General features: G+C 66.3%; 22 protein-coding genes and 6 tRNA genes. 10 read left to right on the top strand and 18 right to left on the bottom strand.

Going from position 1 to position 22,954, the window contains the following annotated elements:
• Positions 1-2: 2 nt before the first annotated feature.
• Positions 3-959 (bottom strand): SOS response-associated peptidase family protein, encoded by a 957-nt coding sequence (locus ACFX4F_RS13245; RefSeq protein WP_380655987.1) that lies wholly within the window; start codon positions 957-959, stop codon positions 3-5.
• Between the two features lie 78 nt (positions 960-1,037).
• On the opposite strand from ACFX4F_RS13245, the gene ACFX4F_RS13240 reads away from it, so the two are divergent.
• Complete coding sequence (locus tag ACFX4F_RS13240) at positions 1,038-1,454, top strand: GNAT family N-acetyltransferase (RefSeq protein ID WP_380655984.1); 417 nt, start codon at positions 1,038-1,040, stop codon at positions 1,452-1,454.
• A 63-nt stretch (positions 1,455-1,517) separates the two neighbouring features.
• On the opposite strand, the gene ACFX4F_RS13235 is transcribed toward ACFX4F_RS13240, so the two are convergent.
• The 7 genes from ACFX4F_RS13235 to ACFX4F_RS13205 all read right to left on the bottom strand — a co-directional run bounded on the left by ACFX4F_RS13235 (position 1,518) and on the right by ACFX4F_RS13205 (position 2,894).
• Positions 1,518-1,593, bottom strand: a tRNA-Glu gene (locus ACFX4F_RS13235).
• Between the two features lie 49 nt (positions 1,594-1,642).
• Positions 1,643-1,718 (bottom strand) — tRNA-Ala (locus tag ACFX4F_RS13230).
• 44 nt (positions 1,719-1,762) lie between these two features.
• A tRNA-Glu gene (locus ACFX4F_RS13225) sits at positions 1,763-1,838 on the bottom strand.
• 49 nt (positions 1,839-1,887) lie between these two features.
• A tRNA-Ala gene (locus tag ACFX4F_RS13220) sits at positions 1,888-1,963 on the bottom strand.
• A gap of 183 nt (positions 1,964-2,146) precedes the next feature.
• Positions 2,147-2,222 (bottom strand) — tRNA-Glu (locus tag ACFX4F_RS13215).
• A gap of 53 nt (positions 2,223-2,275) precedes the next feature.
• Positions 2,276-2,351 (bottom strand) — tRNA-Ala (locus ACFX4F_RS13210).
• A 144-nt stretch (positions 2,352-2,495) separates the two neighbouring features.
• Positions 2,496-2,894 (bottom strand): heavy metal-responsive transcriptional regulator, encoded by a 399-nt coding sequence (locus ACFX4F_RS13205; protein ID WP_380655981.1) that lies wholly within the window; start codon positions 2,892-2,894, stop codon positions 2,496-2,498.
• 183 nt (positions 2,895-3,077) lie between these two features.
• Here ACFX4F_RS13205 and ACFX4F_RS13200 point away from each other — a divergent pair, with 183 nt between their 5' ends.
• The 8 genes from ACFX4F_RS13200 to ACFX4F_RS13165 all read left to right on the top strand — a co-directional run bounded on the left by ACFX4F_RS13200 (position 3,078) and on the right by ACFX4F_RS13165 (position 13,095).
• Positions 3,078-4,145 (top strand): GlxA family transcriptional regulator, encoded by a 1,068-nt coding sequence (locus ACFX4F_RS13200; protein ID WP_251474520.1) that lies wholly within the window; start codon positions 3,078-3,080, stop codon positions 4,143-4,145.
• 84 nt (positions 4,146-4,229) lie between these two features.
• Entirely contained in the window at positions 4,230-5,033 is an 804-nt protein-coding gene (locus ACFX4F_RS13195) for a redoxin family protein (protein ID WP_380655977.1), read from the top strand.
• 30 nt (positions 5,034-5,063) lie between these two features.
• Entirely contained in the window at positions 5,064-5,912 is an 849-nt protein-coding gene (gene dsbG / locus ACFX4F_RS13190) for a thiol:disulfide interchange protein DsbG (RefSeq protein ID WP_380655974.1), read from the top strand.
• 520 nt (positions 5,913-6,432) lie between these two features.
• Positions 6,433-7,875, top strand: a complete 1,443-nt coding sequence (locus ACFX4F_RS13185) for a DcaP family trimeric outer membrane transporter (protein WP_380655972.1) — start codon at positions 6,433-6,435, stop codon at positions 7,873-7,875.
• 78 nt (positions 7,876-7,953) lie between these two features.
• Positions 7,954-9,306, top strand: a complete 1,353-nt coding sequence (gene adiC / locus ACFX4F_RS13180; protein ID WP_099821496.1) for an arginine/agmatine antiporter — start codon at positions 7,954-7,956, stop codon at positions 9,304-9,306.
• A 20-nt stretch (positions 9,307-9,326) separates the two neighbouring features.
• A complete protein-coding gene (locus ACFX4F_RS13175) occupies positions 9,327-11,615 on the top strand; it encodes an Orn/Lys/Arg decarboxylase N-terminal domain-containing protein (RefSeq protein ID WP_380655967.1) in 2,289 nt (762 codons plus the stop codon).
• Between the two features lie 28 nt (positions 11,616-11,643).
• Complete coding sequence (locus ACFX4F_RS13170) at positions 11,644-12,546, top strand: cation diffusion facilitator family transporter (RefSeq protein ID WP_380655964.1); 903 nt, start codon at positions 11,644-11,646, stop codon at positions 12,544-12,546.
• 114 nt (positions 12,547-12,660) lie between these two features.
• Entirely contained in the window at positions 12,661-13,095 is a 435-nt protein-coding gene (locus tag ACFX4F_RS13165) for a RidA family protein (protein WP_230110400.1), read from the top strand.
• On the opposite strand, the gene ACFX4F_RS13160 is transcribed toward ACFX4F_RS13165, so the two are convergent.
• The 10 genes from ACFX4F_RS13160 to ACFX4F_RS13115 form a co-directional block, all read right to left on the bottom strand.
• Positions 13,092-13,805 carry an energy transducer TonB gene (locus ACFX4F_RS13160; protein WP_380655960.1) on the bottom strand — a complete coding sequence of 238 codons (714 nt, stop codon included), beginning with the start codon at positions 13,803-13,805 and terminating at the stop codon, positions 13,092-13,094. The genes ACFX4F_RS13165 and ACFX4F_RS13160 overlap by 4 nt on opposite strands.
• Positions 13,798-14,598, bottom strand: a complete 801-nt coding sequence (locus ACFX4F_RS13155) for a ChaN family lipoprotein (protein ID WP_380655957.1) — start codon at positions 14,596-14,598, stop codon at positions 13,798-13,800. The genes ACFX4F_RS13160 and ACFX4F_RS13155 overlap by 8 nt, the downstream gene beginning before the upstream one ends.
• Complete coding sequence (locus tag ACFX4F_RS13150) at positions 14,585-17,059, bottom strand: TonB-dependent receptor domain-containing protein (RefSeq protein ID WP_380656008.1); 2,475 nt, start codon at positions 17,057-17,059, stop codon at positions 14,585-14,587. The genes ACFX4F_RS13155 and ACFX4F_RS13150 overlap by 14 nt, the downstream gene beginning before the upstream one ends.
• A gap of 79 nt (positions 17,060-17,138) precedes the next feature.
• Complete coding sequence (locus tag ACFX4F_RS13145; protein ID WP_380655954.1) at positions 17,139-18,062, bottom strand: FecR family protein; 924 nt, start codon at positions 18,060-18,062, stop codon at positions 17,139-17,141.
• The gene (locus ACFX4F_RS13140; protein WP_099821503.1) at positions 18,059-18,568 is read right to left on the bottom strand and encodes an RNA polymerase sigma factor; all 510 of its coding nucleotides are present in this window, start codon (positions 18,566-18,568) and stop codon (positions 18,059-18,061) included. The genes ACFX4F_RS13145 and ACFX4F_RS13140 overlap by 4 nt, the downstream gene beginning before the upstream one ends.
• Positions 18,569-18,717: 149 nt before the next feature.
• Complete coding sequence (locus ACFX4F_RS13135; RefSeq protein WP_380655950.1) at positions 18,718-19,257, bottom strand: hypothetical protein; 540 nt, start codon at positions 19,255-19,257, stop codon at positions 18,718-18,720.
• A complete protein-coding gene (locus ACFX4F_RS13130; protein ID WP_380655947.1) occupies positions 19,254-19,781 on the bottom strand; it encodes a hypothetical protein in 528 nt (175 codons plus the stop codon). The genes ACFX4F_RS13135 and ACFX4F_RS13130 overlap by 4 nt, the downstream gene beginning before the upstream one ends.
• A 68-nt stretch (positions 19,782-19,849) precedes the next feature.
• Positions 19,850-20,074: a hypothetical protein gene (locus ACFX4F_RS13125; RefSeq protein WP_032975245.1), complete on the bottom strand. Its 225-nt coding sequence runs from the start codon at positions 20,072-20,074 to the stop codon at positions 19,850-19,852.
• Positions 20,059-20,772 carry a glutamine amidotransferase gene (locus ACFX4F_RS13120; protein ID WP_380655943.1) on the bottom strand — a complete coding sequence of 238 codons (714 nt, stop codon included), beginning with the start codon at positions 20,770-20,772 and terminating at the stop codon, positions 20,059-20,061. Before ACFX4F_RS13120 ends, ACFX4F_RS13125 begins: the two co-directional genes overlap by 16 nt.
• Complete coding sequence (locus ACFX4F_RS13115) at positions 20,769-21,542, bottom strand: YggS family pyridoxal phosphate-dependent enzyme (protein ID WP_099821507.1); 774 nt, start codon at positions 21,540-21,542, stop codon at positions 20,769-20,771. Before ACFX4F_RS13115 ends, ACFX4F_RS13120 begins: the two co-directional genes overlap by 4 nt.
• A gap of 75 nt (positions 21,543-21,617) precedes the next feature.
• On the opposite strand from ACFX4F_RS13115, the gene ptsJ reads away from it, so the two are divergent.
• Positions 21,618-22,904: a transcriptional regulator PtsJ gene (gene ptsJ, locus ACFX4F_RS13110; protein ID WP_380655939.1), complete on the top strand. Its 1,287-nt coding sequence runs from the start codon at positions 21,618-21,620 to the stop codon at positions 22,902-22,904.
• Positions 22,905-22,954: the final 50 nt, after the last annotated feature.

Below are 22,954 nucleotides of genomic sequence, written 5' to 3'. Positions count from 1 at the left end.
GCTCAGGCGGCTTCCTCGTAGACGTAACGGATCTCCTCGCGGTCGTCGAGGATGGCGTACTGCGCCGCCAGGTTGTCCGGGTCCGGGGTGAGCCATGCGTCCAGGTGCTCGGCGCGGATCGGCAGTACACCCCGGTCATGGCCGGCAGCGGCGACATCGATTGACGGTCCATCGGTGATGGTGGCGAAAGACAGCAGGCGTCCTTCCGGACCGTCCCATTCCGCCCACAGGCAGGCCAGCAGCAGGTCGCGCGGCGGGTCGGGGCGGAATTCCAGCACCACATCCTGTGCCTTCTCGTCGTTGTGCAAGCTGCGGCCGGCGATGGCATGGCGAGGTACGTGCTCGTAGAAGGCCTGTACCACCACCACGCCGTGGCGCAGCCCGAAGGCGCCGCGCCAATAGCCCTCCAGGCTGTCCCGCCGCGCATTGTAGGTGCCTGGGTAGAGCACATCGTTGCGCGCGGGCTTGTCCGGCAGCCTGCATTGATAGCGCATGGGCTTGATCACGCGCCGGCCATTCTCGCTGACCATCACCGGTGCGTAGCTGCCGGGGAAAATACGGTTGTCACGCGGCAGCAGCTGTTCCCGGTGCAGGTCGTCCAGCCGTGCCTGCGCGCGGTCGATGCGGTTGCCGGCAACGCGCAGGTCATTGCGCGCCTTCTGCGTGGGTCGGGTGGCCAGGGTCGCATTGGCGATGTCGCGACGTTCAAGCTGCCGTTCCAGTTCGGCCTGCAGCTGCTGCCGCTCCTGTGCATGCCATTGCTGGATCTTCGCCACGATGTCGCGTCCCAGCTCGGTGCGCGCGCCTGCAAATCCATCGTCCATGGCTTTCGGCGTCTTCGGCCGTTTCTTGCCGGGATCATGCGCATACAGTTCGGCGAATTCCTCCAGGGAGAGGACGGCGCCGAACTCGCGCACCAGCTTGGCGTAGTCGGCGCGGATCAGGGCGGAATAGCACATGGGACTCTGCCGGAAGATGGGTCGCAGCGGCTGCGACGCGGATGCGGCAGGATAGCCCGACCTTCCAGGAGACGTTGCATGAACGATCCAGAGACGATCCAGTTCCGCGAGGCAGTGCCGACGGTCGAGGACTACTGCCAGCTGCGCGCATTGGCCGGCCTCAGCGCAAAGACGCATGAGGCGGCGACGCGGGCATTGCCCAACACCGTCTTCGGCGTCTGTGCCTACCAGGGCAGCGAGCTGGTAGCGATGGGTCGGATCATCGGCGATGGCGGTTGCCACCTGCAGGTCTGCGATATCGCCGTGCTGCCCCGTCTGCACGGTCAGGGCCTGGGCAAGGCGGTGATGCAGCGTCTGGGCGACTGGATGCAGGGCAACCTGCCGCCGTCGGCGTATGTGAGCCTGTTGGCCGATGGCGAAGCGCATCGGCTGTATGCGCAGTTTGGCTTTGCGCCGACCGCGCCAGCCTCGATCGGCATGTATCGCCGATTCTGAGCTGCGGTTACCGGAGAACCGCAGGCAAAGAAAAACCCCGGCCGAAGCCGGGGTTTCAAAGATTGGCGTCCCCACGGGGATTCGAACCCCGGTCGCCACCGTGAAAGGGTGATGTCCTAGGCCTCTAGACGATGGGGACGCACGAAAAACTTCAAGTTGTAGAACTTTCGACGGCCTAATGCCGAAAGTGGTGGAGCCAAGCGGGATCGAACCGCTGACCTCCTGCATGCCATGCAGGCGCTCTCCCAGCTGAGCTATGGCCCCATGAAACGTCGGATTCCTGCTGGGAGCAGGGTCCTCTTTGAAACTGGCGTCCCCACGGGGATTCGAACCCCGGTCGCCACCGTGAAAGGGTGATGTCCTAGGCCTCTAGACGATGGGGACGCACGAAAAACTTCAAGTTGTAGAACTCTCGACGGCCTAATGTCGAAAGTGGTGGAGCCAAGCGGGATCGAACCGCTGACCTCCTGCATGCCATGCAGGCGCTCTCCCAGCTGAGCTATGGCCCCGTGTTACCGAGCCGCCTATCATACCTGCCTGTTCACATTTGTGGAAGCTTTTTTTGAAGCTTTTTCATCGAACCGTTCATTGCCACAAGGGCAGGGAGCGTTCCGACGCCACAACCTGAATGCCGGTGGGCGGTGAACAAAAAAGACCCGGTTATCGGCCGGGTCCTCGTTGTTCATGATGAGTGGCGTCCCCACGGGGATTCGAACCCCGGTCGCCACCGTGAAAGGGTGATGTCCTAGGCCTCTAGACGATGGGGACGCAGATCTCATCAATGTTCTTTGCGACCTTTCGACGGCCTAATGCCGAAAGTATGGTGGAGCCAAGCGGGATCGAACCGCTGACCTCCTGCATGCCATGCAGGCGCTCTCCCAGCTGAGCTATGGCCCCACGTCGCTGAGGAGCGAAATAATAGCTGTGCCCCCGGGGGTTGGCAAGCGCTTTGTTGCACTTTTCTTCACGTAGCGCGCGCAATGAGGCCGCTGCGTTTTCCGCATGCCGCGCAGCACAGCTGTCGATGCTGAAGCGAGAGGCTCAGCGCTCTTCGCCGGTCAGCGCGGCCAGGATCGGGCACTGGTCGAGCGCGCCATGTCCGGGACAGGCATCGACCAGTTGGGAGAGGGCGCCATGCATGCGCTGCAGTTCGGCCATCCGCAGTTCGATGTCCTGCAGGCGTACCCGCGCGGTGTCACGCACGCTGCCCATGTCCTGCGGAGGATGGTCACTGAGGGAAAGCAGTTCACCGATCTCATCGAGACTGAAGCCCAATGCTTTTGCCCGGCGGATGAAGCGCAGACGTCGCAGGTCCTGCTCGCCGAAGATGCGGTAGCCACCTGCCGAGCGCGCTGCGGTGGGCAGAAGCTGCTGACGTTCGTAGTAGCGGACGGTGTCGATGGGGACGCCGGCCTGGCGTGCCAATTGACCAATGTTCACGGCGGACTCCTTGGGACCTGCCGCGCATAGTCATCCCTGGACTCTGGTCAAGAGTCAAGGCTTTGCCCGCGTCGCCCATTCAGCACACTTTGCAACTTTCTTCATAGCCCCCGGGGCAAAGCAGTTCCTACCCTGCGCCTGAACTGGCCGCTCGACGGCCTGAACCGGAAGAGGAGGTGGGGAGTGGAGGGAATCAGGAACGAGGGATTCGTCGAGGTTGCGGTGGTTGAATACCCCGGAGGCGACCCGTCGGCTGCATCGGTGCTCGCCGAAATGGCGCACGTCGCCAATCGTCTGGCACAGCAGCAACGGCGGCCCTGCAAGCGGGTGCTGGTCACCCGCTGGATCGTGCCCGCCAGCAATACCGGCGTGCATCGCATTGCCGGTGCCGAAATGCTCGACGCGGCCATTCCTGCGGTGATCGCCTTGCCGGGACAGGTCAGTTCCAGCGCGTCGGTGCGTGCCGAGGACGTCCTGCTGGATTGGCTGCGGGCCCACTACGACGGCGGCAGCCTGCTGGCCGCCGCCGGTGACGGGGTCAGTGTGCTGGCGCGGGCCGGTCTGCTGACCGGGCGCACGGTATCCGGCCCTGACCTCAACCGCCATCCGGCGCTGCAGGTGCAGGTCGGCAGTTGGGCGCCCAGTGAGCGGGCGCTGGTTGATGATGGCGATCTGCTGACCGTGGGCGGCGCCCAGGCCTGGCGCTTCCTTGGCTTGCGCCTGCTGTACCGGCTGCACGGCCAGGGCGTGGCCAGCGCGGTGGCCCAGCAGTTGGGCATCGTGGTGCCGGTCGGCATCCAGCAGGATCTGGAGCGATTCAGTGCCAACTTCGCCCACGGCGACCGTGACGTGCTGAAGGCACAGCGCTGGTTGCATACCACGGCTGCACGTGGGGCCACGCTGGGGGCGATCTGTGAGATCGCCGGATTGGAACCGCGGACCCTGCAGCGTCGTTTCCTGAAGGCGACCGGGCTGCGGCCCATCGAGTACTGCCAGCGGCTGCGCGTGGCCAAGGCGCAGACGTTGCTGCAGCAGGGCGCCAGCATCGATGAAGTGGCCTGGGGTGTGGGTTACGCCGATCAGAGTGCATTCCGTCGGCTGTTCCTGCGCATTGTCGGCATGACGCCCGCCAACTATCGTCGCCACGTCAGCAGCAAGCGCCGCGATCGTCCGTTGACGCCTGCCGTGGCCGGCAGCCTGCGGGGGCTGCGCGCCTCGCCGGGCACGCAGCTGGGTCGCAGCGCCGCTTGAGCAACGAGGTTGAATGCGTCGTGCTTGCATCGCGGGCACGACGCTTTGACCATGCAGATCTGTGCGGCGAGAGCGGGTGAACTGATGTCGAGTGTTGGACCGGTGCCGATGCCGGTGGTGTTGATCCTGATCTTCCTGCTGCTGGCCATGGCCATTGCGCGGATCTGGTCGCGTGGGAAGCCTGGTCCAGCCCGGCCACCCGCGGCCGGAATGGTGCTGGACATGTTGCTGGTGGGTCTGCTGTGTGGCCGGCTGTCCTTTGTCGCAGCGCACTTCAGCCTCTATCGTGAAGCGCCCTGGAGCGTGCTGCAGATTGCCGATGGCGGGTACCACCTGCCCGTTGTCGTTGGCGCTGGATTTGCCTGGGCGCTGTGGCGGCTGCGCAGGCAGCGCCCGTTGCGGGCGCCGGTGCTGGCCAGTGCGCTGGTTGGATTGTTGTTGTGGTGCGGGGCAAGCCAGGGGCTCGCATACTGGCAGGCCCAGCAGATGCCTCTGCCCACACTGCAGGTGGCCGACCTGCAGGGCAGGGCGATTGACCTGCAGCAGTTTCATGGCAAGCCGCTGGTGCTGAATCTGTGGGCCAGCTGGTGTGGTCCGTGCCGCCGCGAGATGCCGGTGCTGGCGACGGCCCAGCAGAAGCATGCTGACATCCAGTTCGTCTTCCTCAACCAGGGTGAGACCCTTGAGGAGGTCCAGACCTTTCTTGCCGCTGAACACATCGTGCTGGGTAATGTACTGCTGGATGAGGCTTCGGCTGCCTCGACCACGCTGGACGTCCGGGCTTTTCCTTCCACGTTGTTCTTCGATGCGCAGGGGCGGTTGCAGGAACTGCATCTCGGCGAACTGACCCAGGCCGGTCTTGAACACAAACTGCGCCGGCTGCGGTAGCCTGCGCTGGCATCCCACTACGGAGTTTCCATGTTGTCGATTTCCCCGCGCATCGCGCATACGCTGATGCTGCCGGCCATGCTGGCGCTGGCTGCCTGCAGCCAGGCACAGACCCCGAAGGGCAAGGATGCCGCTGCACCGGCAACGGCTTCGGCATCGGCATCGGCCGCCGCCAAAAAGGGCGAGTTGCCGGCTGTCCTGAAGGGCATCGAGAAGCATGGCTTCGAGGTGGTCTCCGAATTCGATGCGCCGGGTGGCCTGCGCGGCTTTGCCGGCATGGTCGGCGGCCAGCAGCCGGCGGCGGCTTACGTGACCGCCGATGGCAAGCATGTGCTGGTGGGCAGCCTGTTCGACGCCGAGGGCAACGAAGTTGCAGCCGAGACGCTGGAGAAGCTGGTTGCCGCGCCGATGTCGGCAAAGATGTGGAGCAAGCTGGAGGCCAGCGCCTGGGTACGTGACGGCAAGGCCGATGCGCCACGCGTGGTGTACACCTTCAGTGATGCCAACTGCCCTTACTGCCACAAGTTCTGGGAGGCGGCACGCCCTTGGGTGGACGCAGGAAAGGTGCAGTTGCGCCACATCATGGTCGGCGTGATCCGTGAGGACAGCCCGGCCAAGGCGGCGGCGATCATGGCCGCACGCGATCCCAGTGCGGCACTGCTGGAAAACGAGCATCAGTTCGATCGAGGTGGCATCAAGCCGCTGCCCAGCATCAGCCGGGAGATCGCTGGCAAGCTGGATGCCAATCAGGTGCTGATGGTGGAGATGGGCTTCCAGGGTACGCCGGGCATCCTGTTCCAGGATGCGCAGGGCCAGGTGCAGCGACGTGCCGGCCTTCCGCAGGGCAACGATCTGCAGGCGGTACTCGGCCCGCGCTGAGGCCTCCGACATGCTGTACTGAGCGACAGGCCCGCATGGCAACGTGCGGGCCTGTTGCTTTCTGCGACAGTCGCGGCGATGAGGGCTGCGCACGTCGTGAACAGATGTCACGTCTGAATCGTGACTGACATCAAGCATTTCGCTTTGATCCCAATCAAGGCCAAAAACGACAGTCGAACTAGCCTTGGCGCATGGAATACAGCGTCACTGCGCTATGGATGCCGCATACGTCACGCCCTCGAGAGGGCGCGCGCGCAATGCCATTCACGACACTCTCACCCAGCGCTTGTTACCCAGACGCCTGCGGTCGCCACCCCTTCGGCAGCACTGCTGCAGTGGGAGCGACTCCGGCGCAGTGTTGGCAATCGGGACAGTGTCATTGCCCTGTTGCCTGCAACGCACAGGCTGGCAACGGTCGTCCACGCAGTACCCGTATTTCCAGCAACGGCTCGTTGAGGTCGGGATGGCGCACGCGCGTTGTACGGCCGGACAGCGGGAGTTTCAGTCCAGGGAGGATGCAATGCGCTTGGCGGCACTGAGTCTGGGGTGTCTGACGGCGATGGCAGCGATGCCGTTGCATGCTCAGGACGATGCGCAGGCGTTGCGTCGCGAGATCGACGCGATGCGGCAGACGCTGGAAGGCATGCAGCAGCGTCTGGACCAGCTTGAACGGCGCGAAGAGCATGCAGCTGCGGCCCCCGTTGCCGCGTCGTCGCCGATGCCCGCTGCAGCGCAGGCGACCCTGAATGTGCCAATCACCAGCGGCATCCTTCACCCCACCCAGGTGCCTGGCGTTGCGCAGCCTGTGCTGCCACAGCGTGAATCGGTGGCCGATCCTTCAACGGCGGCCTCGCGTCCAGACAGCGCCGCTGGCCCCACCGATCCGGACCTGAAAGGCTTCTTCGCCATTCCCGGCACCGACACCGTGATCCGCATTGGCGGCTATGCCAAGCTCGATGCGATTGCGGATTCGCGCGGGGCAGGGGACGAGGATCAGTTCATTCCTTCGTCGATGCCGGTGGGCGGCAACCATCGGGATGTTTCGAACTTCAACATCCACGCCAAGCAGACGCGTTTCAGCTTCGAGGCGCGGCGGCCGACCACGCACGGCAACCTGCGCTTCTATCTGGAGAATGATTTCTTCGGCAGCAGCGATGGCTATGAATTCCGCCTGCGCCACGCCTATGGCCAACTCGGCAACACCTACGCGGGCTATGGCTATTCCAGTTTCATGGATCCGGACAGCCTGCCCGACACGCTGGATTTTGCGGGCCCTGGCGGCGCCGGCTACCTGCTGGTGGCCGGCATCCATCACAGCTTTGCGCTGGGCAAGGGCAACACCCTGACGCTGGCCGCCGAAGACCCGGACACCGAGCTGGCCGGTGCCAGCGATGCGATGGCGGCAGTCAATCGACTGCCGGATGTGAGCGCCATCGCGCGCATGGAGCGCGACTGGGGCCACCTGCAGCTGGGCGTCGTGGCGCGCAATCTGGCCTACGACGGCGATGCCCGTCATGACCGCGTCTTTGCCGGTGGCGCGCAGCTCAGTGGCTCGGCCTCGGTGGGGGAACGCGATCTGCTGCTGTTCGGCGCGTTGGGCGGCCGCGGCCTGAGCCGCTACACCGCCGACCTCACCGGCTCCGGTCTGGACGCCGTGGTAGGTGCCGATGGACGCATCGATGCGCTGGACCTGCACGGTGGCTTCGTCGGCTACACCCATTACTGGTCGGATCTGTGGCGCTCGAACCTGATCTACGGCCAGCTGACCCTGGAGCGCAATGCGGCACTGCCGACCGATGCGTTCCGGCAAAGCCGCTACGGCGTGTTCAACCTGATCTGGAGCCCGGCCCCGTCGTGGACGATGGGCATGGAGCTGCTGTACGGCCGGCTGCAGCAGCAGGGCGGCGCGCGCGGCGACACGGTCCGGGTGCAGGGCAGCCTGCAATACAACTTCATCAAGTAGGCGCCAGCGGCAGCACGCCAGCGTAGCCATTCCCCACGCCCGGGTGCACCGGGCCCATGCCAGGTACAGGAGATTGTCATGGCAGAAGCAAAGAAAATCGGGGTGGTCGGAGCCACCTTCCTCGTCGCCGGCAACATGATGGGCTCAGGGGTGTTCCTGCTGCCCTCCAGCCTGGCCAAGATCGGTACCGCGTCGATATGGGGTTGGCTGATCACCACCGCCGGTGCGCTGCTGCTGGCGTTCGTGTTCGCCAAGCTCGGCAAGCTGGCACCCAAGGCAGGCGGCCCGTATGCGTATGCGCGCGACTGGTTCGGTCCCTACATGGGCTTCCAGACCAACACCATCTACTGGTTCGCCAACTGGATCGGCAACGTCGCCATCCCGATCGCGGCGGTGGGCTACTTCAGCTATTTCTTCCCGATCCTGTCCGAGCCGCTGGTGCGCTGCATCGCGGTGCTGATCCTGGTGTGGGCGCTGAGCTTTGCCAACATGATCGGGCCGGCATTCGTCAGCCGCGTGCAGACGGTCACCACCAGCTTCGCGCTGGTGCCGATCCTGGGCATCGCCATCTTCGGCTGGTTCTTCTTCGATGCCGACATCTTCAAGGGCGCCTACAACGTGTCCGGTGAGTCCAACTTCGGTGCGATCTCCAGCGCGGCGGCACTCACCCTGTGGGCGTTCATCGGCGTGGAGTCGGCGTCGGTGACCGCCGGTGTGGTCGAGAATCCGGAGAAGAACGTGGCCCGCGCCACCCTGGCCGGTGTGTTCCTGGCCGCCATCGCCTACATCGCCAGCTCGTCGGTGATCATGGGCATGGTCCCCAACGGTGAACTGCAGACCTCCGACGCGCCGTTCGCACTGGCAGCGGCCAAGGCCGTCGGCGGTTGGGGTGGTGCGCTGGTCAGCCTGTGTGCCTTCGTCGGCGCCGCCGGCTCGCTGGGCGGCTGGATCCTGCTGACCGCGCAGAGCGCCAAGGCAGCGTCCGATGATGGCCTGTTCCCGAGCATCTTCAGCAAGACCAACAAGGACGACGTGCCGGTCAAGGGCGTGCTGATCGTGGCCGTGCTGATGACCCTGGCGGTGCTGGTGACCTCCACCTCGAAGACGGCCTCGGCCCAGTTCGACGTGATCACCTCGGCGGCGGTGGTGCTGACGCTGCTGCCGTACATCTACTCGTGCGTGGCCTGCTATTTCGTGGTGGAACGTTCGCACACGCTGGTGCACACCGGTGCGTTCTGGACCCTCACCAGCCTGACGGTCGTGTACTGCCTGTGGGCGATCTATGGCTCGTCGGGAACGATCGTGCAGTACGCCTTCCTGTTCGTGCTGTTCATCACCGTGTTCTATCCCTTCTTCAGCGAGGAGCGTCGCCAGCAGCGGCAGCGTTCCCGCGAGGCGGCGGCGATTTCGGCCGGCGCGCAGCGTTCCTGAGTTAGACAAGGAGAATCAACGTGTATTTCAAGTCCCTGGATTATCCGGTCATCGTCATTGATGGTGACTACGATTCGCCGCGCATCGGCGGCATCCTCATCCGTGCGCTGGTGGAAGAGCTGCGCAGCAATGACCAGCGCGTGCTGTGCGGCCTGAACCTGGATGATGCCCGTGCCGGCGCCCGTACCTACGTGGCCGCTTCGGCGGTGCTGATCTCGATCGACGGCAGCGAGGAGGTCGATGGCGAATTCCAGCGCCTGACCGCTTTCCTGCGCGAGCAGAGTGCGCGCCGCGCCAACCTGCCGGTGTTCCTGTACGGCGAGCGGCGCACCATCGAGAAGGTGCCGAGCAAGCTGCTCAAGTACATCCATGGCTTCATCTTCCTGTTTGAAGACACCAAGAGTTTCATTTCGCGGCAGGTGATGCGTGCGGCAGAAGACTACATGCAGAACCTGCTGCCGCCGTTCTTCAAGGCGCTGATCCATCACGCCGCCGAGTCGAACTATTCCTGGCATACGCCTGGACATGCCGGTGGCGTGGCTTTCACCAAGTCGCCGGTCGGGCGTGCCTTCCACCAGTTCTATGGTGAGAACACGCTGCGCAGCGATCTGTCGATTTCGGTGCCGGAGCTGGGCTCGCTGCTGGACCACACCGGCCCGATCAAGGACGCCGAAGACGAGGCCGCGCGCAATTTCGGTGCCGACCACACCTTCTTCGTCACCAACGGTACGTCGACGGCCAACAAGATCGTGTGGCACGGCACCGTGGCCCGCGGCGACGTGGTGTTCGTCGACCGCAACTGCCACAAGTCGCTGCTGCATTCGTTGATCATGACCGGTGCGGTGCCGGTGTACTTCACGCCCAGCCGCAATGCACACGGCATCATCGGCCCGATCAGCCTGGACCAGTTCACGCCGGAAGCGCTGCAGCAGCGCATCGCCGCCAATCCGCTGGCCAGCCAGGCCTACCATGCCGGCTCCAAGCCGCGCATCGCGGTGGTGACCAACTCGACCTACGACGGCCTGTGCTACAACGCCGAGAAGATCGCCGATGAGATCGGCAGCGCGGTCGACTTCCTGCATTTCGATGAAGCCTGGTATGCCTATGCCGCGTTCCATCCGTTCTACGAGAACCACTACGGCATGGCCAAGGGCAAGCCGCGTGAGCAGGATGCGATCATCTTCACCACGCACTCCACCCACAAGCTTCTGGCGGCGTTCTCGCAGGCCTCGATGATCCATGTGCGCAATTCGGCCAGCCGCGACCTGGATGCCGAGCGCTTCAACGAAGCGTTCATGATGCACACCTCGACCAGCCCGCACTACGGGGTGATCGCCGCGTGCGATGTGGCCTCGAAGATGATGGAGGGTGATGCCGGTCGTTCGCTGGTGCAGGAAATGCATGACGAGTCGATTGCCTTCCGCCGGGCCATGCTGCACGTGCGCGATGATCTGGGTCGCGATGACTGGTGGTTCAGCGTATGGCAGCCGACCCAGGTCGAGCGCAGCCTGGACAAGGGCGATACGCCGGCGCCGCTGGTGGCCAAGCGCGAGGAGTGGTACCTGCAGCCCGATGCGCATTGGCACGGCTTCGAGAACCTGGTCGACGACTATGTGCTGATCGATCCGATCAAGGTGACCCTGCTGACGCCGGGCCTGTCGATGGACGGCAGCATGGGCAAGCTGGGCATCCCGGCTGCGGTGCTGAGCAAGTTCCTGTGGGGCCGCGGCATTACCGTGGAGAAGACCAACCTGTACTCGGTGCTGTTCCTGTTCTCGATGGGCATCACCAAGGGCAAGTGGAGCACGCTGGTCACCGAACTGATGGCGTTCAAGGAGCTGTACGACCGCAACGCGCCGCTTAGCCAGGCGCTGCCGTCGCTGGCCGCCGACTACCCCCATGCCTATGCCGGCTGGGGCCTGCGTGACCTGTGTGACGCACTGCATGCGTTCAATCAGGAGTTCGCGGTGGCCAAGGTGATGCGTGAGATGTACGTGGACCTGCCGACCCCGGTGATGACCCCGGCCGACGCCTACAACCACCTGGTGAAGGGTGAGATCGAGCGGGTCGACATCGAGCAGATCAGCGGCCGTATCGCTGCGACGATGCTGGTGCCGTACCCGCCGGGCATTCCGACGATCATGCCGGGCGAGCGCTTCGGCGACCGCGACGAGCCGATCATCCAGTCGCTGCGCATCGCCCGCGAGCAGAACGCGCGCTTCCCGGGCTTCGAGTCGGACGTGCATGGCCTTATCATCGAGCGCGATGGCGACGTGCCGTCCTACAAGGTGGAGGTGCTGAAGGCCTGAGCCGGTACGGTCGGCCCTTCGGCGAACGATGGATACCGCGCGCGAGCAACGCATCCTGAAGTTCTCGATCGGGGTCACCGTGGCGGTCAGCGCGGTCGGCTTCATCGGTGGCCTGCTGGTGGGATCGCAGGCCATCCTGTTCGACGGCATCTACAGCCTGGTTGACGTAGCCCTGACCCTGGTGTCGTTGTCGGTGCTGCGGCTGGTGGCGCGGGAACACAGCCCGCGCTTCCAGTACGGCTATTGGCACCTGGAGCCGATGGTCGAGGCGCTGGGCGGAGTGATCCTGTCGCTGGCCTGCGTGTACGCGCTGGCCAACGCGGTGATTGGATTGACCACCGGCGGGCACGAAGTGAAGTTCGGGCCCGCGCTGTGGTGGGCGGCGCTGCTGAGTGCCAGCAACCTGGGCATGGCCGTATTCGTGGCCCAGCGTGCCCGCAGGTTGCAGTCGGCATTGCTGTGGCTGGATGTGCGTGGCTGGCTGCTGGGTGGATTGATGAGCCTGGCGGTGGTGCTGGCCTTCGTGTTGGCGCTGGTGCTGCATGGTGGGGAGTGGCACCACTGGGTGCCGTATCTGGATTCGATGGTGCTGGCGTTGATCAGCCTGGCGGTGTTGCCGGTGCCGGCGCGCAGTGCGTGGAAGGCCATGCGTGAAGTGCTGCAGGTGGCACCCGATGACCTGGACGAGCGCGTGCAGCAGGTGATGCAGGCGTTCGTGGCCGAGCATGGCTATGCCGGCTTTACCAGCCATGTGGCGAAGATGGGGCGGATGCGGTTCATCGAGATCCACATCCTGACCTCGCCATCGACCCCGCTGGGCACGGTGGGTGAGGTGGATGCGATGCGCGATGAGATCGCGGTGCGGATGGACGCGCGAAGCAGCACGTTCTGGCTGACGATCGATTTCACCGCGGACCCGGCGTGGACGTGATGTTGTTGCAGCCGATCGTTGCGTGCGGTGCACCGCTCTGTTGCATGCAATGGATTTGACCTCAACAGCAGTTGAGGTCGCAGACTGCCTCGCATTCCCCACGAGGCATGCGGTATGAACCTGCTGACCACTCCGGACTTCAGCCATGGCCTGCTGGATCTGTTCGATCCCCCCGGCCTGCACGATCCCAGTGCCAACGGATATTCGCATGTGGCGGTGGTACGGCTGCCGGCGCGTGTGATCCACATCGCTGGGCAGGGCGGCGAAGACGACCAGGGAAAGCTGTCGCCCAGCTTCGAGGAGCAGGTGTCGCAGGCACTGGACAATCTGCAGACCGCGCTGCGCTCGGCCCATGCGGACCTGACCGATGTTGCGCGACTGCGGATCCTGGTGGTCGACCACGATGAGGATCGCCTGGGCATCATCGCCCGCCAGGTGCGGCGGCGCTGGGCCAATCGCCCGGCACCGACCTGCACGCTGATTCCGGTGCCGCGGCTGGCGTTGGACGGAATGCTGTTCGAGATCGAGGCCGAGGCCTACAGCGCCTAGCGCAGGTAGTACTCCACCGGCACCACCAGTTCCTGCGGAGCCGATAGTTCGTCTGGAATCCGCGGCAGCGGTTGCGCGCGGCGGAATGTCTGCAGCGCACTTTCATCCAGCATCGGCTGTCCGCTGGACTGCTCCAGGCGCAATGCCAGCAGGTGGCCGTCGCGGCTGATGCTGGCCCTGACCCATGCGGTGCCCTGCTGGCGCCGCGACCTCGCTACGGCGGGGTAGTAGCGGTAACGCTCCAGCCGCGCCATCAGGCGGGCTTCCCACTGGTCGCTGGCGGCGCCGGCCTGGAAGTCCGCCGGTGGTGCGTCCGGGGCGGGCGGTGCGGCCGTGATCGATGCCGGTGCGGAACGGGCATCGGTCGCGGCCGCAGGCGGGGCCACGGGCAAGGGCTGGTGGCCGTCGCCATTCTTCTCGCTGGCGGCGAGGTTGCCTTCGGGTGCCGCCGTGGCCCGCGGTGGCGGGGGTGTTTTCCGCGCTTCGGCTGCCCGCGATTGCTGCGCCTGGCTGGGGCGTTCGGACTGCAGTTCTTCCACCGGCTGCGGTGGCGTGGCCGGTGCCAGCAGGCGCAGGCTGATGCGCACGTCCTGTTCTGGCGGCGGCGGCATCGGCGGAGTGGACACCCAATGGACGAACAGCAGCAACGGCAGCAGGTGCAGTCCGATGCTGATCATCACCGCGTGCCAGTGCTGCCGACGCTCACTCATCGCCGACCACCCACATCAGGTCGGCGTCGTCGCCCGCCACATCTTCGTCGGCCGATGCCAGCGCGATCACCAGCGCTGGCACAGAGGCTGGCAGATAGCCGGGTACGCCGGTGCCACGCAGCACATGCCAGCGGCCGGCGACCAGCAGGGCAGGGGCCGGCGACTGCATCAACGACTGAGCCATCCGCGTGTCGCGCGCGTGCTGGACGGCAAGCATGCCATCGAGCATGGGCGCGGCGTCGGCGTGCTGGGCCAGCACCACTGCTGACAACCGCTGCCGCGCGCCGTCGGCCGGGAACACCACCTTGGGCGATGATGCCAGCAGCGTATTGACGTCAGCGCGCGACAGGTTGCTGCCCTGCAGACGGATGCCGCTATCGATGGCGATCTGTACCAGTCCGCCATAGCGTGTCCATGGCCAGCGGGGATCCCAGTCCAGTAGTTCGGCCAGCCGTTGCGATTCTGCCCGGTGGCCCTTGTCCAGCCAGCGCTGCACACGCTGCAGTCGTGGCTGGCGTTCGCTGGCGATCATCTCCATCACCAGCGCACCCTGCGGACGCCGCTGCTGCAATGCCTGCAGCAGCCAACGTTCGGCGGCATGGTCGGCATCGATATCGTGACGCTCGCCGAGCAGCACGCGCTCGGCAGCGGCAACCCGCTGCACGAACGCGGCCTGATCCAGTGCCTTGCCACTGGCCAGATCGATCACCTTGCCGGGCATCGGCTGCGCGCCGGCTGCCGCCGCCAGCGCGATCAGCCCCAGCGCCAGCCAGCGCCGGCTAGAACGCCACATTGACGCCCACCGAGACGGTACGGCCACGGCCGTTGCCGCGGTCCAGGATCGGGCTGAAGATGCTGTCGATCGAGGCATTGTTGTCATAGGCCTTGTTTTGCAGGTTTTCGATGTTCAGCCACAGCGTGGTGTTGGCCTGCGGCTTGAAGCTGGCGTAGAAATCCAGCAGCACGCCGGTGCCGCCGGTCTTGCGGGTCTGGAAGAAGTCGTAGCCTTCTTCGGTGGGGCCGGAGTACTCGGCGCGCACCCCTGCCTGCACGCGCTGCTGCCACCAGCGGCCACCGACATCCAGCGTCCAGTAGCGATCGGGCAGGGCGGTGATGTCTTCCAGGTTGACGAATTCGATCGCTGGCGCGCTGGTGCGCGAGCGGGTCCAGCTGAAGGTGGCGTGGTAGTGCTCGCTGGCGTAGTGCGCTTCCAGTTCCAGGCCGCGCATGCGCACCACGCCGGGATGGTTCATCCAGCGCGTGGTGGTGCTGAAGTCGTCCACGTCCAGGCTGTCGGTCCACGCGTTGAGCTGCGGGTCGCTGTCGATCGGCACCACGAACGGTTCGACTTCCGGCGGGTGCACGATCAGCAGGTACTGCGGCTTGATGTAGTCGCGGATGCGGTTGTCGAAGCGGGTCAGGCGCAGCTGCGCCAGGTCGCCGTCGACCAGCAGCGAGCTGGCGCTGAGGTTGGCGCCGAACTGCAGGTTGCGCGAACGTTCGCGGCGCAGGAAGGGGTTGGCGCCGACGCCGTCGGCATCGCTCATGCCTTCCAGCGGGATCTTCTCGAAGAACATTTCCTGCACGCGCGGCGGCCGCGAGGTGCGCGAGACTTCGGCAAACAGCTGCAGCCAGTCGGTGGCCTGCACCGACAGCGAGAGGCTGGGGCTGAGCGCATGCTGGGTGCGATCGACGTCGATGCCACCGCCGCCGATCTCCAGGCATTGCCCAGGCACATCCGAACAGGTGGGGACGTGGCCGCGGATGTTGTAGCGGTCCTGGCGCAGGCCCGCCGACAGCGCGTAGATGTCGTACTGCAGCTCCAGCGTGGTGAACACACTGTCGAGTTGGCTGCGCCCTTGTGGGTTGGCACCACGCAGGGTCGGGGTATCAGCAACGAAGATGTCCGACTGGTGCTTGATGCCGGTGTTCCAGCGAGCCTGTACGGCGCCGATGTCGAAACGGCTGGTGTTGTCCACGGTCCAGCTGCTCAGGCTGCTGTGGGTACGCCGGCCGATGTAGCTGGAATCTTCCACCGGCGGATAGAACAGCCGGGTCTTGTTGGCGGCGAAGCTGGCGCGCAGGTCGATCCACGGCGAGTAGGGCGTGTAGTGGTAGCTGGCGCGCTGGTTGCGGGCGGAAATCTGCCAGGGATAGTTGTGGTAGAAGTCGTTTTCATAACGCATGTGGCTCAGGTCGAGCCGATGCTGGTCGCTGGGCTGCAGGCGCGCCTTCAGCAGCCAGCTGCTGGGCTGCTGGCTGCCGGGGTCGGCGCTGTTTTTCTGGCCACGGGACGTGGCGTATTCACTGCTGCGGCTGCTGCTGGCGGCGGTCAACAGGCCGAACTGGCGATCGCCACCATCTTCGCTGTGGCGCCAGGCGCCAGCGAAGGTACGTCCGCTGCCATAGCCGTTGTTGCCATGCCGGTAGCCTGCACGCAGGCCCCGGTCGCGGCCGTCGGTGATCAGGTCTTCGATGTCCAGGGTGCGGAAGTTGGCACTGCCGGCCAGCGTGCCGGCACCCTCGCCACCGCTGACCGCGCCGCGCTGAACGTCGACGCCTGCCAGCAGGAACGGATCCACGTAGGCGAACGGACCGCCCGAGCCATGGCCGGCGTTGTTGCGGAAGGTCTGGGTGACGCCGTCGATCATGGTGTTGACCCGGCCTGCGCCGGCCATGCCGCGGATGTTGACCTGCAGGCCGGGCTGGCTGCGCGAGTGGAAGCTGTGCGTGCCGGGCATCGAGCGCAGCAGGCTGTTGCCGTCCTGGCGTTCGGCCATGGCGACCCGTTCGCTGCCGATCTTTGGCGCGAAGCCATCCTGCGTGGCCGGAATGTACTGGCTGGCACCCGAGCCCGGTGCAATGGCATGGACGGTGCGCCCCTGCACGCGCAGCGGGCCGGTCTGGCGGCTGCCGTCGCCGGTGTTGGCTGGCGCCGGTTCGAGGGTGGCACGGCGGGCATCGATGAAGCGCGCGCGCAGGCCGCTGCCGGCCAGCAGCCGTGCCAATGCCTGGCTGTCGTCGAAGTCACCCTGCAGCGCGGGTGCGCTCTGCTCGGCCGGCAGGGCACGGCCGATCACCAGATCCACGCCGCTGAGGCGGCTGTAGGCGTCCAGCGCGGTGACCAGCGGCTGGGCGGGAATATCGTAGCGGCGGGTTGCGCTGGTCTGCGCCTGCGCGTTGGTCGCAAGCACGGGGGCGATACCGGCGCAGGCAAGAGACAGCGCAAGAACAAGGGGGCGGTGGGACAGCATCGAGGGCTCCAGGGAGTGACGCAGTGCGTCGTCACCCTGGGAAGACGCAGCAGCGGCCCGGATGTCAGGGTCGATGCGTTCAGCGTGCATCGGACGAGGCCTTGGCCGGCAGCCACACCTGCAGGTTGGGCCCGATACGGACAACGCGCACGTGCAGTTCGGCGGCCAGCTGGTCGCGGCTGCGCGCGGCCGTATCCGCGTCGGCCAGCACCGTGACCGGTTGCTGTCGCAGTGCGTCGCCGGCGATCCAGGTATGGCCGCCGTGCCAGCGATCCAGATCCTGGACGACGGCAGCCAGTGGCGCGGAGACCCAGGCCAGCCGGCGTTCGCGCCATGCCAGCTGCGCCGGGGCTGCTGCTAGCGTGGCCGAGGGCGCCGTGCCATCGAAGCGCAGCTGCTGGCCGGCGGCCGCTTCGCTGCTGCCCGAGCCACTGTCCACGCGCACCTGGTGTTCGGTGACGGTCACTACGCTGGCATCGCCACTGACCGCGATGTCGAAGGCAGTGCCCAGCGCCGTGACCGTGCCGTGCGGCGTATGCACCTGGAACGGACGGTCGCGATCAGGTGCGACCTGGAACCAGGCCTGGCCATGCCGCAGCTGCAGCGCACGCCGGTTGGCATCGATGCGCACGCCCAGTTCGCTGTCCGGCGACAGCTGCAGGCGAGAACCGTCCTGCAGGCGCACCTCTTCGATTTCGCCTGATGCCGTGCGCAGTGTCTGTTCCGGCGGGAGGGCGTTGTGCCGGGTGTAGAGGCCGAGCGCACACAGCAGCAGCACGGCGATGCCGGCTTCGCGCAGGCGCCGGCGCTGGCGACGCTGCTGTTGCCGTTGCAGGCTCGGCAACGCGGCGCCGGCCTGCCACAGCTGCAACAGGTGCTGGTACTGCGCCGCGTGGCGCGGATCGGCCTCGTACCACTGGCTGAAGGCAGCTTCGTCGCGCTGTTCGTCGTGCGCATGCAGCCACCAGCGCGCTGCTTCGCGGGCGATTGGATCCTGGCTCATGCAGCGGGCACCTGCTGCAGGGCCACCAGCGCGCGCAGCAGATGGCCATGCGCGGTCTGCCGGCTGATGCCGAGCTGGCGGCCGATGTCGGCAAGACTGAGCTGTTCGATGCGTGCCAGCAGGAACACTTCGCGCGAGCGCGGCGGCAGGGCGGCGATGATCGCGTCGAGGTGGCGCAGTTGTTCGGCATCGAGCAGGCATTGCTCGGGCAACGGGGCGGGATCGGCGATGGCCTGCAGCTGCGCGTCGTCCAGGGCCTCTTCGCGACGCCGCTGGATCAGGCGATAGTGGTCGGCGATCAGGTTGTGGGCGACGCGATACAGGTAGGCGCGGCCATTGCTGAGCAGGCCGCTGGCGGCGACTTTGACGACACGCAGCCAGGTTTCCTGGACGACATCATCGGCGTCACTGCGTTGTGGGAGTTTGCGACGGACGTGGGCGTGCAGCGGCCGATAGTGGGCGGCGCACAGCTGCGCGACATCCGTCGATTCGACAGGCGTGGGCACGGGGCGGGCGAAGGCTGGGGAAGGGAACAGCCCGCGGCGGCAAGGGCAGCGGCATCACTTTACAGTAAAGGAGAATCATTTGCATCTACGGGAGTGTGCCCGTCTTGCCGCAGTGCCGAGCGGACGTGCGCTGGCGGGTGCGGAGAGCGCTACGGCGAGCGCTCGGCGTGGGCCATCTGCAGCAGCAGACGGTGGGCCGGGAACAGGTGCAGGCCGGAGTAGCGGGCGCGGTAGTAGGCATCCCAGTAGCTGGCGGCGCGTTGCCGGCAGAGGTCGACGAAGGCGCGGTTCTCGCCGATGAGCGCGGCATAGCGCTGCAGGCCGGTCTGTTGCGCCTGGATCGCCACGGCCGATGCGATCTCGTCCACGTACTCCCCCAGCAAGGTCAGCTGGAAGGCATGCACCCAGGGCATCGGTGAGGGCCCCAGCGTCTCGATCGCACGTTGCCGTACATGTCCGTCGCAGTGACGCGAGAGCAGGCAGAGGCAGAGGGCGCGCGTATCGCCCTGCAGTTGGGATGCGAGCCGGAACAGGTCCGTGGCGTCGGCGTAGATACGATAGGGGAACCTCAGCAGCTCTCCTTTGATGATGAGGCTGCGTTCACCACTGCCCGACAGGTTGTCGATCCGGCCCAGCCGTTGCTGAAGGTCGGTGCAGGTTGCCTGCAGTGCGCGGGGAACGTCGATCAATGCGACGGTTCCGCCAGCGTGGTGCCACGGTAGTCGCAGTGGATCTGCAGGCTCTCCGTGGCGTTGGGGTGCAGATCGAAGCCGCACTGCTGTAGTGCGTCCTTGGCCGCTGCAACGGCGTCGGCATGGCGGCTGACGCGGCGCTGCTGCCAGTGCAGTGGAGTGAACACGCCCAGCGGAAGCAGGCGCAGGCGCTGGCCGTGCAGGACGAGCGAGACATCCACATGACGCCCGTCCAGGTCGTGGCCATTGGCGCCGAAGATGGCGTCGATCTCATCATGGCGATGCCGATAGCAGCAGCGGAACACGGCGATGCCCAGCCGCCGGACCACGCGCCGGAAGCCGCCCAGCTGTCCCTGGCTGCATTCGAAGCCGCGGGTGACCAGCAGGCGCAGGGTGGATGGCAGCCGTGCCTGCGCATCGAGCAGGCGTTGCAGAACCTCGGCCTCGATGATGACCTGTGACGCGGGCCAGCGTGGGGCAATGCGCAGGCCGTCGATGGTGCCGCGTGACAGTTTCAACATGCGTGAAGCTTCGCACGGGAGTGGGTAGCCGGGTAGTGCCGACCGCTGGCCGGCACCCGGCGCGATGGTCAGAGATCGCGGTACTGGATCTGCGCGGCCAGCACGCGCAGGCCATCGGCGGTGCTGGAGAGGATGCGCTCCTCGCCGATGCCCTTCTGCCGTTGCAGGGTGAAGCCTTCTGCGGCGGGCAGGCGCGCGGCGATGGCATCGATGCGTTGCAGCGCGTTGGGACCGTCGCAGTCGACATGGCCCCAATGGATGCCGTTGTGCTGGATGGTCAGGCGGTAGTGCATGGGCGGGTCTCCGGCAGGTCGTGCAGCCACTGATGGAACATCGCGGTCGCCGCGGCTGCCAGCGGCCCGCCATAGCGACGGGCCTGCGCGCGCAGGTCGATGGGATCGATGCCGGCCGCGGCCAGTTCCAGCGCATGGCCGATCAGCCAGCGCTCGAACTGGCGCGCGTCCAGTTCGGGATGGCATTGCAGGGCGAGGGCGTGGTGGCCGATGGCGAAGGCCTGGTGGCGACAGGCGGGCGTGCTGGCGAGGCGGCGTGCGCCCACCGGCAGTTCGAAGGCTTCGCCATGCCAGTGCAGCACCGGGATGCCCTGCAATGCCTGCAATGGCGAGCGCTGGCCTTCGTCGGTGAGCAGCAGCGGTGCGAAACCAATTTCCTTGCCACCGGTGGGGGCGACGTCGGCGTGCAGTGCGCGTGCCATCAACTGGGCGCCGAGACAGATGCCGAGCGTCGGTCGCTGCTGCTGCAGTCGACGCTGCAGCAGCGCGATGCTGTCGGCGAGGAACGGATAGGCAGCTCCATCGTTGACGCTGATCGGGCCCCCCAGCACCACCAGCAGATCGGCATCTTCGGCGGCATCGAGTGCATCCACGCCTGCCTGCAGGACCTGCACCTGCCACCCTTGCGCGAGCAGCAGCGGCTGCAGGGTGCCAAGATCTTCAAACGCTACGTGCTGCAGGGCAACGGCGCGCTTCATGCGGGTGCTCCCGGGGTGGGCCAGTAGAAGCTGTCGGGCGTGGAGCGTGCACCGAAGATCGCTTGGCCGACACGGACGACGGTGGCGCCTTCCTCGATGGCGACTTCAAAATCACCGGACATGCCCATCGACAGCTGCGACAGGTCGAGTCCAGCCGGCGCCGTCTGCTGCAGCTGGTCGCGCAGCTCGCGCAGGCGCACGAAGCAGGCGCGTACGCGTTCTACCTCGGGGGTGAAGATGGCCAGGGTCATCAGGCCACGCACGCGCAGGCGGTCGAAGGCGGGCAGCTGCTGCACGAAGTCGGCCACCGCGGCCGGCTCCAGGCCGTATTTGCTGGGCTCGGCCGAGGTGTTGACCTGTACGAACACATCCAGCGTGCGGTCCTCCAGCAGCAGCCGCTGCTGCAGCGCCTCGGCCACGCGCAGGCTGTCCAGCGCCTGGAACTCGCTGGCGAAGCGTGCGACGTAGCGGGCCTTGTTGGTCTGCAGGTGGCCGATGACCGACCAGTGCACGCCCAGGTCGGCCATGGCCTCGGCCTTGCGCTGCGCCTCCTGCACCTTGTTTTCGCCCAGTTCGTGGCAACCGGCGGCTACGGCCATGCGGATGCGTGCTTCATCGACGGTCTTGCTGACCGGCAGCAGGCGCACGCTGGCCGGATCACGACCGGCGCGGGCACAGGCGCTGGCGATGCGCTGGCGAACGGTGGCCAGGTTGGCGGCGATCTGTTCGACGGACTGGGCGACGGGCCAGTCGGCGGGGGCGAGGGACATGGGGCACCTCCGGTGCGGGGTGGCCAGGGTGGGATACACTGGCACAGGACAAGAGATAGTTTGGCATAGGACAAAATGAAAATCACCGGGAGCAGTGCCGAAGCGATCTTCGACAGCATCCGCGAGGGCATCGGCAGCGGCCATCTGTCAGCGGGCAGCGTGCTGCCTCCGGTGCGGGATCTGGCCGATCAGCTGGGGGTCAACCGCAATACCGTGGCTGCCGCCTACAAGCGGCTGGACGCGGCGGGCCTGGCCAGTACGGCAGGGCGTCGCGGCACCGTGGTGCGCGGCCTGCCGGCGACGATGGCGCGCGAGGGCAGTGCGCCGGGGCTGGCCCTGCATGACCTGGCCGGCGGCAATCCGGATCCGCGCTGCCTGCCCAGCCTGCGCGTGGCCGCGGCGGCCTCGCGCCTGTATGGAGTGGAGACGGTCGATCCACGCATGCAACGCCTGGCACGGGCTTCGTTGGATGCCGATTGCCCGCCGGGCTATGCGCTGGAACTGACCCATGGCGCGGTCGATGGTATCGAGCGTCTGTTGTCGGCGTGGCTGCTGCCGGGGGACCGCATCGCAGTGGAGGATCCCTGTTTCCTGGGCAGCCTCAATGTCCTCGGTGCGGCCGGACACGCGCCGCTGCCGGTGGCGGTGGATGCGCACGGCATGCAGGTGGAATCATTGCGGCAGGCGTTGGATGCAGGTGCACGCGCGGTGCTGCTGACTCCGCGCGCACACAATCCCACCGGTGCCAGCCTGGATGCGAAGCGAGCGCGTGCACTGCGCCAGCTGCTGGCCGGCTATCCGCAGGTGGCGGTGCTGATCGACGATCACTACGCGCTGCTCTCGCAACAGGCCTATCACTCGGTGTTGCCGATGGACGGTCGGCGGTGGGCGTTGCTGCGTTCGTTGTCCAAGGCGTTGGGCCCGGACCTGCGCGTGGCCTGGCTGGCCTGCGATGAGCAGACCGCGGCGCGCCTGCGTCTGCGGCTGGCGGCGGGCACCGGCTGGGTCAGCCATCTGTTGCAGGATGCGGTCAGTGCGGTGTTGGAGTCGGCGCAGCAACGGGCGAAGGTCATTGCGGCCGGTGAGCGCTACCAGCAGCGGCTGCAGGGTCTGCAGGCGCTGTTGCAGGCGCGTGGGCTGCCCACACCCACGCCGATGGAAGGCTTGAATCTGTGGCTGCCCCTGCCCGCCGACAGCACACCGCAGGTGCTGGCGTTGGCGGCGCGTGGCTGGCATGTGCGTGGGGGGGAAGTCTTTGCCGTGTCTGCACCGGCGCATGGGCTGCGCATCACCTGTGCGGCGCTGGGGGCGGCGCAGCTGCGGCACCTGGCCGATGATCTGGCGGCGGTGTGCGGTTTGTAGAGTCGAGCCATGCTCGACTGCTTCTGCCAAAAGAAGTCGAGCATGGCTCG

Origin of the sequence: Stenotrophomonas sp. YIM B13575, assembly GCF_042787595.1 — a bacterium.
Taxonomy (GTDB): Bacteria; Pseudomonadota; Gammaproteobacteria; order Xanthomonadales; family Xanthomonadaceae; genus Stenotrophomonas; species Stenotrophomonas lactitubi_B.
The sequence above is the reverse complement of the archived record's forward strand: the minus strand, read 5'-3'. Positions and strand labels throughout refer to the sequence as shown.

Coding starts and splice junctions, on each gene's coding strand:
- adiC (WP_099821496.1), top strand. CDS start 7,954: ATGGCAGAAGCAAAGAAAATCGGGGTGGTCGGAGCCACCTTCCTCGTC.
- ACFX4F_RS13185 (WP_380655972.1), top strand. CDS start 6,433: ATGCGCTTGGCGGCACTGAGTCTGGGGTGTCTGACGGCGATGGCAGCG.
- ACFX4F_RS13170 (WP_380655964.1), top strand. CDS start 11,644: ATGGATACCGCGCGCGAGCAACGCATCCTGAAGTTCTCGATCGGGGTC.
- ACFX4F_RS13120 (WP_380655943.1), bottom strand. CDS start 20,772: ATGAAGCGCGCCGTTGCCCTGCAGCACGTAGCGTTTGAAGATCTTGGC.
- dsbG (WP_380655974.1), top strand. CDS start 5,064: ATGTTGTCGATTTCCCCGCGCATCGCGCATACGCTGATGCTGCCGGCC.
- ptsJ (WP_380655939.1), top strand. CDS start 21,618: ATGAAAATCACCGGGAGCAGTGCCGAAGCGATCTTCGACAGCATCCGC.
- ACFX4F_RS13240 (WP_380655984.1), top strand. CDS start 1,038: ATGAACGATCCAGAGACGATCCAGTTCCGCGAGGCAGTGCCGACGGTC.
- ACFX4F_RS13115 (WP_099821507.1), bottom strand. CDS start 21,542: ATGTCCCTCGCCCCCGCCGACTGGCCCGTCGCCCAGTCCGTCGAACAG.
- ACFX4F_RS13125 (WP_032975245.1), bottom strand. CDS start 20,074: ATGCACTACCGCCTGACCATCCAGCACAACGGCATCCATTGGGGCCAT.
- ACFX4F_RS13160 (WP_380655960.1), bottom strand. CDS start 13,805: ATGAGTGAGCGTCGGCAGCACTGGCACGCGGTGATGATCAGCATCGGA.
- ACFX4F_RS13150 (WP_380656008.1), bottom strand. CDS start 17,059: ATGCTGTCCCACCGCCCCCTTGTTCTTGCGCTGTCTCTTGCCTGCGCC.
- ACFX4F_RS13195 (WP_380655977.1), top strand. CDS start 4,230: ATGTCGAGTGTTGGACCGGTGCCGATGCCGGTGGTGTTGATCCTGATC.
- ACFX4F_RS13165 (WP_230110400.1), top strand. CDS start 12,661: ATGAACCTGCTGACCACTCCGGACTTCAGCCATGGCCTGCTGGATCTG.
- ACFX4F_RS13130 (WP_380655947.1), bottom strand. CDS start 19,781: ATGTTGAAACTGTCACGCGGCACCATCGACGGCCTGCGCATTGCCCCA.
- ACFX4F_RS13155 (WP_380655957.1), bottom strand. CDS start 14,598: ATGTGGCGTTCTAGCCGGCGCTGGCTGGCGCTGGGGCTGATCGCGCTG.
- ACFX4F_RS13245 (WP_380655987.1), bottom strand. CDS start 959: ATGTGCTATTCCGCCCTGATCCGCGCCGACTACGCCAAGCTGGTGCGC.
- ACFX4F_RS13145 (WP_380655954.1), bottom strand. CDS start 18,062: ATGAGCCAGGATCCAATCGCCCGCGAAGCAGCGCGCTGGTGGCTGCAT.